Annotated in this window: 19 protein-coding genes; 10 read left to right on the top strand and 9 right to left on the bottom strand. The window is 65.1% G+C overall.

The window, feature by feature from the left end; all coding sequences use genetic code 11:
* The 4 genes from ABI213_RS20535 to cobJ form a co-directional block, all read left to right on the top strand.
* Window positions 1-932, top strand: a 932-nt coding sequence (locus ABI213_RS20535) for a precorrin-3B synthase (protein WP_348028454.1), incomplete at its 5' end; no start/stop codon positions are given.
* The gene (locus ABI213_RS20530) at window positions 922-1,554 is read left to right on the top strand and encodes a precorrin-8X methylmutase (RefSeq protein ID WP_348008183.1); all 633 of its coding nucleotides are present in this window, start codon (window positions 922-924) and stop codon (window positions 1,552-1,554) included. The genes ABI213_RS20535 and ABI213_RS20530, both read left to right, overlap by 11 nt.
* Entirely contained in the window at window positions 1,554-2,285 is a 732-nt protein-coding gene (locus ABI213_RS20525) for a precorrin-2 C(20)-methyltransferase (RefSeq protein ID WP_348008184.1), read from the top strand. Before ABI213_RS20530 ends, ABI213_RS20525 begins: the two co-directional genes overlap by 1 nt.
* On the top strand, window positions 2,282-3,016 hold the full coding sequence (gene cobJ / locus ABI213_RS20520) for a precorrin-3B C(17)-methyltransferase (protein WP_348008185.1): 735 nt from the start codon (window positions 2,282-2,284) through the stop codon (window positions 3,014-3,016). The genes ABI213_RS20525 and cobJ overlap by 4 nt, the downstream gene beginning before the upstream one ends.
* Before the next feature lie 5 nt (window positions 3,017-3,021).
* Here the strand turns inward: cobJ and ABI213_RS20515 are convergent, their stop codons facing one another.
* A complete protein-coding gene (locus ABI213_RS20515) occupies window positions 3,022-3,759 on the bottom strand; it encodes a cobalt-precorrin-6A reductase (protein WP_348008186.1) in 738 nt (245 codons plus the stop codon).
* A gap of 10 nt (window positions 3,760-3,769) precedes the next feature.
* Between ABI213_RS20515 and cbiE the strand changes: the two genes are divergently transcribed.
* The 5 genes from cbiE to ABI213_RS20490 all read left to right on the top strand — a co-directional run bounded on the left by cbiE (window position 3,770) and on the right by ABI213_RS20490 (window position 8,259).
* Window positions 3,770-4,951, top strand: a complete 1,182-nt coding sequence (cbiE, locus tag ABI213_RS20510) for a precorrin-6y C5,15-methyltransferase (decarboxylating) subunit CbiE (protein WP_348008187.1) — start codon at window positions 3,770-3,772, stop codon at window positions 4,949-4,951.
* The gene (locus ABI213_RS20505; protein ID WP_348008188.1) at window positions 4,948-5,343 is read left to right on the top strand and encodes a cobalamin biosynthesis protein; all 396 of its coding nucleotides are present in this window, start codon (window positions 4,948-4,950) and stop codon (window positions 5,341-5,343) included. Before cbiE ends, ABI213_RS20505 begins: the two co-directional genes overlap by 4 nt.
* Window positions 5,340-6,125 carry a precorrin-4 C(11)-methyltransferase gene (gene cobM / locus ABI213_RS20500; RefSeq protein ID WP_348008189.1) on the top strand — a complete coding sequence of 262 codons (786 nt, stop codon included), beginning with the start codon at window positions 5,340-5,342 and terminating at the stop codon, window positions 6,123-6,125. Before ABI213_RS20505 ends, cobM begins: the two co-directional genes overlap by 4 nt.
* On the top strand, window positions 6,122-6,883 hold the full coding sequence (cobF, locus tag ABI213_RS20495) for a precorrin-6A synthase (deacetylating) (RefSeq protein ID WP_348008190.1): 762 nt from the start codon (window positions 6,122-6,124) through the stop codon (window positions 6,881-6,883). Before cobM ends, cobF begins: the two co-directional genes overlap by 4 nt.
* Before the next feature lie 149 nt (window positions 6,884-7,032).
* Entirely contained in the window at window positions 7,033-8,259 is a 1,227-nt protein-coding gene (locus ABI213_RS20490) for a restriction endonuclease (protein ID WP_348008191.1), read from the top strand.
* 354 nt (window positions 8,260-8,613) lie between these two features.
* Here ABI213_RS20490 and ABI213_RS20485 read toward each other — a convergent pair whose 3' ends face one another.
* From ABI213_RS20485 to ABI213_RS20470, 4 genes are read right to left on the bottom strand one after another with little or no spacing between them, the layout of a single operon-like run.
* Window positions 8,614-9,027, bottom strand: a complete 414-nt coding sequence (locus tag ABI213_RS20485; protein ID WP_348008192.1) for a hypothetical protein — start codon at window positions 9,025-9,027, stop codon at window positions 8,614-8,616.
* On the bottom strand, window positions 9,014-9,223 hold the full coding sequence (locus ABI213_RS20480; RefSeq protein WP_348028452.1) for a hypothetical protein: 210 nt from the start codon (window positions 9,221-9,223) through the stop codon (window positions 9,014-9,016). The genes ABI213_RS20485 and ABI213_RS20480 overlap by 14 nt, the downstream gene beginning before the upstream one ends.
* Before the next feature lie 12 nt (window positions 9,224-9,235).
* Window positions 9,236-9,565: a CcdB family protein gene (locus tag ABI213_RS20475; RefSeq protein WP_348014566.1), complete on the bottom strand. Its 330-nt coding sequence runs from the start codon at window positions 9,563-9,565 to the stop codon at window positions 9,236-9,238.
* A complete protein-coding gene (locus ABI213_RS20470; protein ID WP_348014565.1) occupies window positions 9,565-9,825 on the bottom strand; it encodes a type II toxin-antitoxin system CcdA family antitoxin in 261 nt (86 codons plus the stop codon). Before ABI213_RS20470 ends, ABI213_RS20475 begins: the two co-directional genes overlap by 1 nt.
* 300 nt (window positions 9,826-10,125) lie before the next feature.
* Here ABI213_RS20470 and ABI213_RS20465 point away from each other — a divergent pair, with 300 nt between their 5' ends.
* A complete protein-coding gene (locus ABI213_RS20465; protein ID WP_348028450.1) occupies window positions 10,126-11,274 on the top strand; it encodes a Fic family protein in 1,149 nt (382 codons plus the stop codon).
* A 149-nt stretch (window positions 11,275-11,423) separates the two neighbouring features.
* On the opposite strand, the gene ABI213_RS20460 is transcribed toward ABI213_RS20465, so the two are convergent.
* From ABI213_RS20460 to ABI213_RS20445, 4 genes are all read right to left on the bottom strand, one after another.
* Window positions 11,424-12,080 carry a cupin domain-containing protein gene (locus ABI213_RS20460; protein ID WP_348014705.1) on the bottom strand — a complete coding sequence of 219 codons (657 nt, stop codon included), beginning with the start codon at window positions 12,078-12,080 and terminating at the stop codon, window positions 11,424-11,426.
* A 28-nt stretch (window positions 12,081-12,108) separates the two neighbouring features.
* A complete protein-coding gene (locus ABI213_RS20455; RefSeq protein ID WP_348014704.1) occupies window positions 12,109-12,558 on the bottom strand; it encodes a DUF3429 domain-containing protein in 450 nt (149 codons plus the stop codon).
* Window positions 12,559-12,803: 245 nt separating this feature from the next.
* The gene (locus ABI213_RS20450; RefSeq protein WP_348014703.1) at window positions 12,804-13,199 is read right to left on the bottom strand and encodes a DUF1636 domain-containing protein; all 396 of its coding nucleotides are present in this window, start codon (window positions 13,197-13,199) and stop codon (window positions 12,804-12,806) included.
* Complete coding sequence (locus tag ABI213_RS20445; protein WP_348014702.1) at window positions 13,196-13,765, bottom strand: VWA domain-containing protein; 570 nt, start codon at window positions 13,763-13,765, stop codon at window positions 13,196-13,198. The genes ABI213_RS20450 and ABI213_RS20445 overlap by 4 nt, the downstream gene beginning before the upstream one ends.
* Between the last annotated feature and the right edge of the window lie 101 nt (window positions 13,766-13,866).

The following is a 13,866-nucleotide window of genomic DNA, read 5'->3' as shown; positions in this document are numbered from 1 at the left end:
CGCACGCTGCCTTGCTGCAGGGCTTAGACGCCTTGGGTCTGCTGGACAGCAGCGCCGACAGCGAGTCACGGCGCAACATCCTGGTCAGCCCTTTGTGGCAGCCGGAGGACGGCACGCAGCGCATCGCCGCCGCGCTGGCCCAGGCCCTGGCCGCGCCAGATGCCCCGGCCCTGCCTGGCAAGTTTGGCTTTGCCGTGGACTGCGGTGCGCAAGCGGTCTTGCGGGCCGACTCAGCCGACATCCGCATCGAACGCGGCCCCGGCGGCGTCACCGTGCGCGCCGAGGGCTATGCCACCGGTGCCTGCGTCAGCGCCGAGGAAGCCGTACCCGCCGCGATGGCGCTGGCGCACTGGTTTCTGGCCCAGGGAGGCAAGACGCGAATGGCTGCCCTGACCCCGCAGCCTGCACTGCCACAGGGTTTTCAGACCACCTTAGATTTTTCACCTGCCGCCGCCCCACCCCCGCCAGGTTTGACCCCTGCAGGCTGGCTGGTGGGCGCGGAATTTGGCCAACTGCAAGCCGACACGCTGGCCGCCCTGGCCACTTTGGGCGCACTGCGCTTAACCCCTTGGCGCATGCTGCTGGTCGAAGGCTTGCAGCACGCACCCGAAATACCCGGCCTGGTCACCGAGGCCTTGGATGCCCGTCTGCGGGTGGTCGCCTGCACCGGTGCGCCGGGCTGCCTGCAAGCTGCCGCCGCGACCCGCCCGCTGGCCCGCGCACTGGCTCCCTCGGTGCCCGCCGGACAGCTACTGCATGTGTCTGGCTGCAGCAAGGGCTGCGCCCACCCGCGCGCCGCCCTGACGCTGGTAGCCACACCGGCGGGCTTCAACCTAATCCACCACGGCACAGCAGCCTCGGCCCCCGATCTGCTGGCCCTTTCTCTTGAAACAATTGCTTCCCATTTGCTCCCGACATTCCATGCGCCATGAATTTGAAACCAATGGAATAGAAATCTACCGCCAGTCCTTCGCCATCATCCGGGCCGAGGCCGATCTGGCGCGCTTCAACCCCATCGAAGAGCTCGCCGTGGTCCGCATGGTGCACGCCACCGGCATGGTCGGGCTGGAAGCCCACGTGCGCTTTACCGAGGGCATGGCCGAAGCCACACGCACAGCCCTGGAAGCTGGAGCGCCCATCCTGTGCGACGTGCGCATGGTCAGCGAAGGCATTACCCGCAGCCGCCTGCCTGCACACAACCAGGTCATCTGCACGCTGAACGACCCCACTGTGCGCGACCTGGCCCAGGCCATGGCCACCACCCGCAGCGCCGCCGCGCTGGAGCTGTGGCGGCCCCATCTGGCCGGGGCCGTGGTGGCGATTGGCAACGCCCCCACCGCGCTGTTCCACCTGCTGAACATGCTGCAAGACCCTACATGCCCGCGCCCAGCCGCCATCATTGGCTGCCCGGTGGGGTTTATCGGTGCATCCGAATCCAAGGCCGCGCTGATGGCTGCGCCGCCCGTACCCGCCATGGCGGTACAAGGTCGCCTGGGTGGCAGCGCCATCACCGTCGCTGCAGTCAACGCACTCGCCTGCCGGAGGGAGATCTGATGGGCCGCATCCTTTGCGCGGGCCTGGGCCCTGGCGACCCGGACCTGATGAGCGTGCGCGCTGACCGCGCCATCCGTGCCGCCCGCCACGTGGCCTATTTCCGCAAACAAGGCCGCCCCGGCCAGGCCCGGCGGATCGTGGACGGCATGCTGGCCCTCGATGTGGTCGAGTACCCGATGGAGTACCCGGTGACCACCGAGCTGCCTTTTGACAGCCCCGAATACATCGCCTGCCTGGCCGCGTTTTACGACGACTGGACCACGCGCCTGGCCACCTTGGCGCAGACCGAGGACGTGCTGGTGCTGTGCGAAGGCGATCCGTTCTTTTACGGGTCGTTCATGCACCTCTACACCCGGCTGCAGGGCCGCGCCACGGTGGAAGTCATTCCGGGCATCCCCGGCATGGTGGGCTGCTGGTCGGCCACCGGCACGCCCATCACCTGGGGCGACGATGTGCTGGTGGTGCTGATGGGCACGCTGCCCGAAGCCGAGCTGCTGCGCCACATGCAATCGGCCGATGCCTTGGTGATCATGAAAACCGGCCGCAACCTGCCCCGCGTGCGCCGCGCGCTGGCCGCCGCCGGGCGGCTGGACCAGGCCTGGCTGGTCGAACGCGGCACCATGCCGGGCGAGCGCGTCGTGCCGCTGGCCGAGGTGGATGGCACAGATTGCCCCTATTTCGCCATCGTGCTGGTACACGGCCATGGCCGCCGCCCCGAGGTGCAGGAATGAGCGGCTGGCTGTGCATCGCGGGCCTGGGGCCTGGTGACCCCAACCTGGTCACACCCGAGGTCACGCTGACCCTGGAAGCCGCCACCGATGTGGTCGGCTACATCCCCTACGTCGCCCGCATCGCACCGCGCGCCGGGCTGCGGCTGCACCCGTCCGACAACCGGGTGGAGCTAGACCGCGCCCGTGCCGCTATAGACATGGCCGCACAGGGGCGGCGGGTGGTGGTGGTGTCGTCGGGCGACCCGGGCGTATTTGCCATGGCGTCAGCGGTGTTCGAGGCGCTTGAAAACCGGCCCGAATGGCAGGCGCTGGATATCCGCGTACTGCCTGGCATCACCGCCATGCTGGCCGCGGCAGCCAGCGCGGGCGCTCCGTTGGGCCACGACTTTTGCGCCATCAACCTCAGCGACAACCTCAAACCCGCAGCGCTGATCGAAGCCCGCGTGCGCGCCGCCGCCGGGGCCGACTTTGCGATGGCGTTTTACAACCCGCGTTCGGCCAGCCGCCCGCACACTTTTGGCCGCGTGCTGGACATATTGCGCGACACCTGCGGACCCGACCGGCTCATCAGCTTTGCCCGCGCTGTCAGCACACCCGAAGAAAAGCTGCGCACCGTCACGCTGGCGGAAGCCACGCCCGAGATGGCCGATATGCGCACCGTGGTGATCGTGGGCAACTCCGCCACCCGCCGCGTGGGCCGCTTCGTTTACACCCCACGCTCGGCGCTATGATTTTTCTAGCTACCCGCGCAGCCCAGCCAAAGGCAAACATCGTTTATGGTGCCCACCGTTTGACGGGCGGGGACGGGCGGACGGTCGATCAAGATGACCGGCAAGCCCCGCTCCCGAGCCGCCGTCAGCTTGGCCTGCGCACCCGCGCCGCCCGAATTTTTGGACACCACATGGCTGATGCCGTGCGCGTGCAGCAAGGCCCGGTCGCCCTCCAGGGTAAACGGCCCCCTGTCCAGCACCACGTGGCCGCGCTCAGTAGGCAGGTCCAGCACCGGGTCCACCAGCCGCAACAGGTACCAATGCTGCGCACAGGCCAAAAACGGAGCCAGGTGCTGGCGGCCAATGGCCAAGAACACGCGGGCAGGCGTAGCGGGCAAGGCCTGCACCGCAGCGGCGATATCCGGCACGTGCTGCCACACATCGCCGCTGTGGGCCTGCCATGCGGGCCGCTCCAGTGCCAGCAGAGGTATGCCCACGGCAGCGCAGGCCTGCACGGCGTGGCTGCTCATCTGCGCAGCAAACGGATGGGTGGCATCCACCACGTGGGTGATGCGCTCGGTCTGCAAATAGGCCTGCAAGCCGGCCACCCCGCCAAAGCCCCCCACACGGGTGGGCAGCGGCTGGGCGATGGGCACGCTGGTGCGGCCCGCGTACGAAAATATGCCGTCCACGCCTGCCTGCGCCAATGCCTGCGCCAGGCGGCTGGCCTCGGTGGTGCCGCCCAGCACCAAAACACGCAACAAGGTGCGCGCTATGTCTGAACCCTGGCTGTCAATCATTGGTATCGGAGAAGATGGTCTGCATGGCCTGGGCGATGGTAGCCGCTTGGCCCTGGCCCGCGCGCAGCACGTGTTCGGCGGCGCACGGCACCTGGCGCTGGCCGAGGTGGGCAGCCGTGGAACAGAGTGGCCGCTGCCGTTTGATGTCGCCCCAGTGCTGGCCCTGCGCGGCCAGCCGGTGGCGGTGCTGGCCTCGGGCGACCCGTTCTGGTTTGGCGCAGGTGGCAGTTTGGCGGCGCACCTGGTGCCCGGCGAATGGCAGGCTTTTCCGGCCCCCTCCACCTTCTCGCTGGCTGCATCCCGCCTGGCATGGCGCTTGGAGCAGGTGCACTGCTTCGGCCTGCACGCCGCGCCTTTTACCCGCACCCGCCCTGCTCTGCACGGCGGTGCGCAACTGCTGTGCCTGCTGCGTGACGGCGCGGCGGTGCAGGACTTTGCGCAATGGCTCACCGAGCAAGGCTGCGGTGCGTCGGCGCTGTGGGTGCTGGAAGCCCTGGGCGGCCCGCGCGAACGCATACGCCAAGGCACTGCCGACGCGCTGGACTTTGCAGACATCCAAAGCCCGGTGGCCGTGGCCGTGCAGGTCGTCGGCCCCTTGGGCTTGCCGCACACACCGGGCCTGCCAGACAGTAACTTTGCCCACGACGGCCAAATCACCAAGTCACCCATCCGCGCCCTCACCCTCAGCGCCCTGGCACCGCGCCCCGGCGCACACCTGTGGGACCTGGGCGCGGGCTCGGGTTCGGTGTCGGTGGAATGGTGTTTGGCGGGCGGCACCTCCAGCGCGGTAGAACAGCACGCCGAGCGCGTGGCCAACATCCGCGCCAACGCTGCATCCTTCGGCATAGACCACCGCCTGAACACACACCACGGTGCCACCAACGACCTGTTGGCCGACCTGCCCACGCCCCAAGCCATCTTTGTCGGCGGTGGTTTTGATGCGGCTTTGTTTGCCCGCTTACATTCCGCAGCGCCCACAGGCTGCCGCCTGGTGGTGAACGCCGTGACGCTGGAGACCGAATCCGCCCTGCTGCAACTGCATGCCGAGCACGGTGGCACGCTACTGCGCATCGAGCTGGCGCATGCCGCGCCCCTGGGCCGCATGCGCGGCTGGCAGCCCAGCCGCCCGGTGGTGCAATGGAGCGTGGTTTTATGACCGTGGCAGGCTTGGGCTTTCGCGCCCTAAGCAGCGTGGCATCGTTGCGCGCCGCGCTTAACGCCGCCTTGGCTGCGGCACAGGCAGCCCACGGCACCGCCATCACACTCACCGCCCTGGTCACCGCCGCCGACAAAGCCGCCCACCCCGCCCTGCTGCAACTTGCCGCAGAACTGCAACTGCCCATTGCCCCCATCCACCTGCCGCAGCTAGTCCGCCAATCCGCCACGCCCAGCGCCCATGTGCCCGCCCGCTATGGCGCGCACAGCGTGGCCGAAGCCGCCGCGCTGGCGGCAGTAGGCCCGGCTGCCGTGCTGCTGACCAGCCGCTGCACCAGCCCCGACCGCATGGCCACAGCCGCCCTCGCCTCCACAGAAAACACCCCACCATGACTGTCCACTTCATCGGCGCTGGCCCCGGCGCCCCCGATCTACTCACCCTGCGCGGCCGCGATCTGATTGCCGCCAGCCCGGTGTGCCTCTACGCAGGCTCCCTGGTGCCCGCGGGCGTGCTGGCCCATTGCCCACCCGGTGCGCACATCGTCAACACCGCGTCCCTGTCGCTGGAGCAGATATTCGAAGCGATCAGCGCCGCGCATGCCGCCGGGCAGGACGTAGCCCGCCTGCACTCGGGCGACCTGTCGGTGTGGTCGGCCATGGGCGAGCAACTGCGTGGCCTGCGCGCGCTGGGTATTCCGTACACCGTCACCCCCGGCGTACCCGCGTTTGCGGCGGCGGCGGCCACACTGGAGGCAGAACTGACCCTGCCGGGCCTGAGCCAATCGGTGGTGCTGACGCGCACCTCGGGCCGCGCATCGGCCATGCCCAGCACCGAGTCGCTGGCCCGCTTTGCCGCCACCCAGGCCGTGCTGGCCATCCACCTGTCCGTCCACGTACTGCCGCGCGTGGTGGCCGAGCTAACGCCCCACTACGGCGCAGACTGCCCGGTGGCCGTGGTCTGGCGCGCCAGCTGGCCGGATGAGCGCGTGGTGCGCGGCACGCTGGCCACGATAGAGGCAGCAGTCGGCGACAGCATGGAGCGCACCGCGCTGATCCTGGTCGGCCGCACCCTCGGCGCCGAAGAGTTCGACACCAGCCGCCTGTATGCCGGCGACTACGACCGCCGCTATCGCCCACTGGGAACAGCCCCCCGCTTTCCAGCAGGCACCGAATGAGCATCGAGTTGTGCCTCGTCGGCATAGGCACCGGCAATCCCGATCACGTCACCCGCCAGGGCGTGAAAGCGCTCAACGCGGCCGATGTGATCTTGGTGCCCCACAAGGGCGAAGGCAAAGCCGATCTCGCCGAGCTGCGCCTGCAGCTATGCCAAGAGCTGGTTACCAACCCCGCGACACAAGTAGTGGGCTTTGACATGCCGGTGCGCGATGCCGACGACCCTGACTACGCCGCAGGCGTGCACCGCTGGCACGACGCGATTGCGGATGTCTGGCACAGCAAGATCCTGCTGCACCTGCCGCAGGGCGGCAAGCTGGCCCTGCTGGTGTGGGGCGACCCCTCGCTGTACGACAGCACGCTGCGCATTGCCGAACGGCTGAAGCTGCGGCTGGCGCTGACCGTATCGGTCGTACCCGGCATCACCGCGCTGCAGGCGCTGACCGCCGCGCACGCCATTGCGCTGAACGACATCAACGCCCCCGTCACCATCACCACCGGACGGCAACTGCGTGACCACGGCTGGCCTGAAAGCGCGGGCACCGTGGCTGTGATGCTGGACGGGCATTGCGCCTTCCAGCACCTGCCGCCTGCGGGGATCACGATTTGGTGGGGGGCGTATTTGGGTATGCCGCAGCAGATGTGCATTGCCGGGCCGCTAGCGGAGGTGAGTGGGCGCATTCAAGCGGAACGGCAGGCTGCGCGGGCTGCGCATGGGTGGATCATGGATACGTATTTGCTGCGGCGGGATTCGCGCTGAGGATAGACGACTACGACTGCAAAGCAGCGGTTGCCGCCGTTCGCGGGAATAGTCGGAAGGATCAAGGATCGTCGCTTTGCGAGCATTCGCGAGCGGAGCTAGACGTCTTGGTTGTTGGCCCCGGCGTTTTTTGCAGAAGTTTGCGCGCTATGCTTTCCAACATCACCCTTCCTTCAAATACTTATTCGATGAACGTCAGTTACACGGACACTCAACTGCTCCAGGAGGTATCAAGGCTTGAAACGGCCATCCGAAAATGGGCCGAGGAGCGCGACCTCTGGCTGGACAGCGGCTTCAAGGATTTTCTTCAGCACGTCGGCGGAGAACCTGACTCACCTGCTGTGGTCACCGTTCTGTACACCGGCGGTGACCTGACGCGTGTGCTGGATGAAGACCTTGGGGTGGAGGGACCGCCGTTCCATGAGTTCGTCGCCTCATTAGGCTTTTTTTGCGAGAACCAGAACGGCTACACCTACTACTTCTACGCAAACGACGAGGCGTTGAACGCGGCGTTCGAGTCGTACTTCCATTGGCAGTGGGTCTGCTCGCTGATCCAGCCGGATGCCGGGGACGTCTACGAAGAGCTTTACGCTCACTTCGTCGCCAATCCAGACCATTTTCATCGTCTGAAACCACGCGCGTTTGAGATCCTGCTGAGCCGAGTCTTCCAGAACCAGGGATTCACCACAGAGTTGGGACCGGGCTCCGGAGACGGAGGGGTTGATATCCGCTTCTGGCAACGCGGTCCATTGGGCGACGTCCTAACCCTCGTTCAGGCAAAGCGGTATGCGCCACACCGCAAGATTGAGCTTGACGCTGTCGCTGCGCTTCGAGGCGTTATGGCCGTCGAGGAAGCTCCGAAAGGGATGTTCGTCACTACCTCTACATATCTGCCGAGCGCCAGGCGGTTTGCTGCTCGAGCAGGAAATGTCATCGAACTAGCGACTACCGCGGACATAGCGCAGTGGTGCGCGACGGCCACGAACGGAATCGTCAAGGACAAGTCGTCGCTCGTGTCCAGGGAGAATGTCAGCCGCCTGCTGCACCAGGTGTCCCCGGCAGCCGACCCAAGGGTGCTTCATGCGACTTGGGGGTACAACATGACCCACAACAAGTTCGCGCTGATCCTTAAGGAAACCAAACACGCCGCGCTATTGATGTCCCTACCTCTTCGCACGGTGAACCACGATGGCTACGGACAGCGAGGGACACAAGTACCGTCGTTTGGCGAGGACGCTATTGGTCATCACTGCGCCGAGACCGTGTGGCGAGCAACTCGTAAGGTTTACGAGGGCGGCCGCGTCGGCTACTGGGATGGCAGGCACCTGTACAGCGCGTGGGACGGGAAACCCGCTAGCTTCGACTATATGGACTAAGCTCAGGACTTGAAGTACAGGCGATGGGCCGATCTTCCGACACGCGTTTCGCTCAAATCTGGAGAGCTCACGCATCTTGACGTACGCATTGGTTGGCACCCAAATTCCTCCAAAGAATTTCGACCGCCTGCAATCAGCCTTTTGCTGACCACTCACCCAAATCACCCTCACCCCGCGTCAGCAACTCATCCAACGCATCCAACGCATCCGCAATAGCTTGCCTATGCTCCGTCAAGGATGCCAGTGATGGAGAGCGTTGCGTACATGGTGAACTCCAGAAAATGAATTTATGGATAAAAAGTGGCTCTAGCGCACATAGAACCTGCGCAAGCAGCTCCCAAATCCATAGCACCACTACAGCTTGACGCCCGTGCGCAGCAACGCAGTTCTCAGCTCGCGGGTGGCTGGTTGTGACACATCCACGGCTTGCACCGCCAGGTCGAACGCGGCGCCTGGCTTGATGTGGGCGGGGAGCAGCTTTTTGGTGGGGGTTGTCTTGGGGTGCTTGCCGTTGGCAGCACACATGCGGACGGAGAAGCCGTATTCGTCGAGCACGCCTTTGGCGTACAGCTCCGCCAATTGCGGGAACGACACGAAGGTGGAGTGTTTCACTTCTTTGGCCTCCGGCTCACGCACGCTGCGGACGATCTCAAACTTGCCGAGCGAGTCGCGTTGTGTGTTGGTAAACGGGTGCAGCACCACGTTCACGCTCAGTCCTCCTTTGGGGGGCGCAATGGTGTGTTCTACGGCGATGTCAGTTAACAGCATGTTCTTTTCCTTTTGATTCAATCGGCCACAGCACATCCACTGTGTGTAATTCCATTTCCAGATCAATCCGAATATGTCGTTGCTTCGCCTTGCCGTGGCAAACCACTGTCTGCGGCTTCGCGCCTAATCTCGTATTGATCTGGAAATGGAATAAGCACTCCAAACGGGCTAGCCCGCACGCGGTGATGTTGGGCATTCCCCGCTCCAGTCACTCCCCAGCCCGCGCCAGCAATTCATCCAGCGCATCCGCAATCGCCTGCCCTTGCTCCGCCAGTGAGGTGACATGCTCACCCAGCTGGTCCACCGCCACAGACACCATATCCAGCGGGTGCAGCACCAACGGCACGCCTTCCACTTCAAACACGGGGTGCATGCGCGAACCCGCAGTGCTGGTGTTGGCGGGCAACACGCTGCGGCACACCAGGGGCACCACCATGCGCCTGCGGTAGCGGTCAAACAGGCTTGACTGCACGATCACCACGAAGGGGATGGTCTCCTTCAGTGCACCTTTGTTGCGGTGTACGTCGAACTGCGCCATTACAGGGTGGAGTGCCCATCGGCAAATGAGCCCACGGCGGCGTGCACGGCGTTCCAGTCCATGGCGGCTGCGTCGGCCTGCTGCTGGCGTGAGAGCTGGGCTTGCTGCTGTTGCGCCACGTAGGCGGCCAGCAGCTCTTCCATGGTGGCGGAGAGGTTGCTGGTGTAAGTCTTGGCCTGCGCGACCAGGCCTTCGTTCAAGGTCAGGTTAACGGCGCGTTTGCGCGTGGTGGTACCGGTGGCGATGGCGGCTGTGGACATGGTGGAGTCCTCATGGAGATAAGCGTGCGCATATTATGCGCATGGCTCGCTTCCAAGCAGCCTGGCGGCGGTGACTGGGTAAATACCTTTCAATGTGATTGCTATATTTTTCGCAGCTTCCTGCGCAGGTAGAACATGCGCTGGAGGCTTATTTCTTCATATTTCTCCAGATACCTTATTTAGGCAATACGGTGGACGCAGCAGCCTCCCCCGTGCCTGCAATGCAAGACTTCTTTAACAGTTGCCAATCAAATTAAAGAATGCTTTAATTTAATCAAGCCCAATTAAAGAATCCTTTCAATGCCCAGAACCACAGGCCGTTACGCCATTTCCACCACCTTGGGGGAATCGGTGCGGGCATTTGTGCCGCTTGCCTTGCCACCGGCAGACCCTGCTTTGTCGCCCGCCGTCTATACCGACCTGGCACGCCAGGCCGAGCTTGCACTGGCCCGCTTGGCGGGGGTGTCTGGCCTGGTGCCGTCGCTGGACTGGCTGTTGTACAGCGCCATCCGCCGCGAGGCGCTGCTGACCTCGCAGATCGAAGGCACGCAGGCCACCTTGACCGATTTGTTCGACGAAGAAGCGGGCTTCAAGGTCAGCAACACCGACGATGTGGAAGAGGTGACCAACTACCTGCGCGCTTTCCGCTGGGTGCAGGAGCAACTGCGCAGCCCCCAGGGCCTGCCCATCAGCGTGCGGCTGTTGTGCGAAGCCCACCGCCTGCTGCTGGATGGCGCGCGCGGTGCGGGCAAGCAGCCCGGTGCGTTGCGTCGCTCGCAAAACTGGATTGGCGGCACGCGCCCGGGCAATGCCGTTTTTGTGCCCCCACCGCCTGAGCTGGTGCCTGATTTGCTGGTGGACGTAGAGCGCTTTATCCACGACGAGGCGCAGGACTTGCCCGCGCTGGTGAAGGTGGCCTTGGTGCACGCGCAGTTTGAAACCATCCACCCATTTTTGGATGGCAATGGGCGCATCGGCCGCTTGCTGATTGCCGCCTTGCTAGAGCACTGGGGCTTGTTGTCGGAGCCGCTGATGTACCTGAGCGGCTACCTGAAGCAGCACCAGCTGGAGTACTACCGCCGCTTGTCTGCCACCCGTGCCGATGGCGACTGGGAGTCTTGGGTGGCGTTCTTCCTGGAGGGCGTGGAGTCTGCCGCAGGCAGCGCCGAGCGCAACATCATCGAGGTAGCCAGCCTGGTAGCAGCAGACCGCAAGCGCCTGCTGCAGTCCCCCAAGGCAGGGCCGGCAAGCTACCGGCTGTTTGAGCTGCTGCCGATGATGCCGCGCTTCACCATAGAGCGGGTTCGCCAGCAACTGGACACCAGCTTCCCCACCGCGACGGCAGCAGTCAAGGTGCTGGAAGAGCTGGGCATCGTCACAGAAATGACAGGGCAAAAAAAGAACCGCAGCTACAGCTACCAGGCTTACGTGGAACTGCTGTCGCGTTGACGAGCACCGGCATGCCGGGCGGGCACGTTTATTGGTGAATCAAAAGTGCCTGTAGCGCATGTAATATCTGCGTGAGCAGCTACGCTATAGATAGCAGCAAACATCCGCCCGCCAAGCGGCCGAGCTGCTACCCCAAAGCCCACCCCGCCCTAACCCTCAACCAAGTGCCCCGTCTTCACAAAGATAGTGCATCCCTCTTCACTAAACGGTGTGTGCAGGCTGAGGTGCGGGCTTCTGATCCACGAGCCGCTGGGGTAGCGCCCCTGCTCGTCTTCAAAAACGCCGTCCACCACAAAAATCTCTTCGCCACCAAAATGCCGATGCGGGTTGAAGTAGGTTTTGGGTGCCCAGCGCACCAGGGTGGAGCCCAGGCCTTGGCGCATCAGGGGCATCACGGTGAGGCCCGGCACCATGCCCTGGTGCCACTGGGCGGTGCGGGTGTCCACCACTTCGCGCGCTTGCTGGTCGGGCCCCAGGTGCCGGAGCTTGACGAACAGCACACAGCCTTGCGCGCTGCGCGGCGCGTGTGCTGAACCGGGCGGGTTCATCATGTAGCTGCCGGCGGGGTAGTCGCCGTACTCGTCACTGAACACGCCTTCCAGCACCAGGATTTCTTCGCCCAAGGCATGCATGTGCGACCCAAATTTTGCGCCCGGCAGGTAGCGCACGACGGACGTGGCTTTGGCTATCTCGTCGCCTATGCGGTCGAGCATGCGGCGCTCTACGCCGGACTCTGGGCTGCCGACCCAGTCAAGATCGTGGTGGTTCAGTACCACCCGCTGGCGGTAGTCTTCGTTTAAAAGCATGGTGTGGGCCCTGTTGACGATGACGGGTTCATGGCGCCGCACTGCCAGCCAGCAGACTGAACACGGCCACGGTGGTGAGGTGTAGCCGCATGCTGAGCCACCCGCCCAGCCCGTAAGCCGGGTAGCTACGCCAGTCCACCGCCAGGCAAATGCCCAGCAACAACGCCAGGGTCAGCAGCCCTTGCGAAAGCGGCAGCAGCAGTGCCAGCCAAGCCACCAAACTGGGAAACACGCCCCACACAAATGGGCCGGGCTGCAAGGCTTGCGGCCCGCGCATGGCCAAGCCCCAGTGGATCGCGCCTAAAAAGCTGGCAATGCTGGCGCCGTAGGCCAGCAGGCCAAAGGCGGCCTGGGCGCGGTACGCCACGGGGGCCAGCCACGCGGCTGCGGCCAAGGCCACAAAAGGCAGCAACCCGGCGTAGCCCAAGCGGGCCACCGAGCGCGGCAGGGGTTGGGCTATGGGGTTGGAGGTGGTCATGCTGTAGCGCCGTGCGTTCAAAAAAGCCGCTTGCCACGGTGGCAGCGTGCGAGGGCGGATTTTGCGGGAAGACGGCTGCCCCGTGTGGCTGCGGGCTTTTTCTCAAAACGCTCACGGGCTAAAGAGGCCAAAAATTTCAAGAAGAATATGGCTCCAGCGCAGACAGCACCTTCGCAAGTAGCTCTATTTTTAATAGCAAACAGAGAACCTGTAGCAAGCCACTTTCTGCCCGCGTAGTCGCGCCACTACCCCGCCTGCAGCGGCGGTATGCGCCCCAGGATGCCGTTGCGCAAACGTGCGGGCCGGTCGTTGCGCAGCAGGGTGCCGTCGGGGGTTTGGGCGTGCAGTTGCGCGCAGGCCAGGATGTGGGCGGCGGTTTCAGCGTCAGGGGCCAGGTCGCCGAAGTAATACAGGTATTTGCCAGCCGCCTGGAAGGTGACGGTGCAGGCGCGGTTGCAGCCGGTCATGCATTCCACGCCGCGTATGCGCACCTGGGCGAGCTGGGCGGGGTCGGCATCCTGGATGTCCCAGGCGGCGGCTTGCACGGCCTCGTACAAGGCAGCGCCGGGGGCGGGTTGGTCGCGCGGCACGTTGGCGGGGCGGCAGGTGGTGCAGACGATAACTTCGGTGATGGTGCTCATAATTTCAAGGCAGAAGCCAAACGGTATTCAGCGCCCCAGCGCGCAGCCCAGGCGGCGCAGCGGCCCAGGGGACGGCGGGGGTCTTCAAAATCGACCACCACGGAGGCGGTGGTGGGGGCGGCGGGTTGCTCCAGCGTGCGGCCATCGGTCAGCAGCCACAGCAGGGGCGGGCTGGCGGCGCGGCGCGATGGCTGGGCAATCCGCTGCTGGGCCAAGGCCAGCGCCTGCGCCAGGGGCGTGCCGCCGCCGCCGCCGCACTGGCGCACCCGCGCAGCCCCGGCCGAGCGCGCAGGCCCGGGGGGCACCAGCCATTCCAAACCCCGGCCGCCAAAGCTCAGCAGGCCCACGTCATCGCCAGCGCGGGCGGCCTGCTCGATCAAGCGGGCGGCATAACCTTTGGCCAGCGCCAAGCGGCCACCCTGGCGCATGGAGCCCGATGTGTCCAGCACGATGAGGTGCAGCCGGGGCCGGGCCGCAGGCTGCGACTGGTAGCGCAGGTGCTGGCGCTGCAAGGCCTGCGGGCCTTTGGCCAGCAGGGTTGGCAGCCAGTCAATAGGCGACGCCATGGCCGAGCCCTGGCCTTTTGCGCCCAGCTTTTTTGTGGCAGGCGCACTGTGAACGGGGTTGCGCCACCGCAAGCTGCCGGCCCGCGTGGGCGGGCGGCGGC

Source organism: Rhodoferax sp., from assembly GCF_039922535.1.
Classification (GTDB): Bacteria; Pseudomonadota; Gammaproteobacteria; order Burkholderiales; family Burkholderiaceae_C; genus Rhodoferax_B.
The sequence above is the reverse complement of the archived record's forward strand: the minus strand, read 5'-3'. Positions and strand labels throughout refer to the sequence as shown.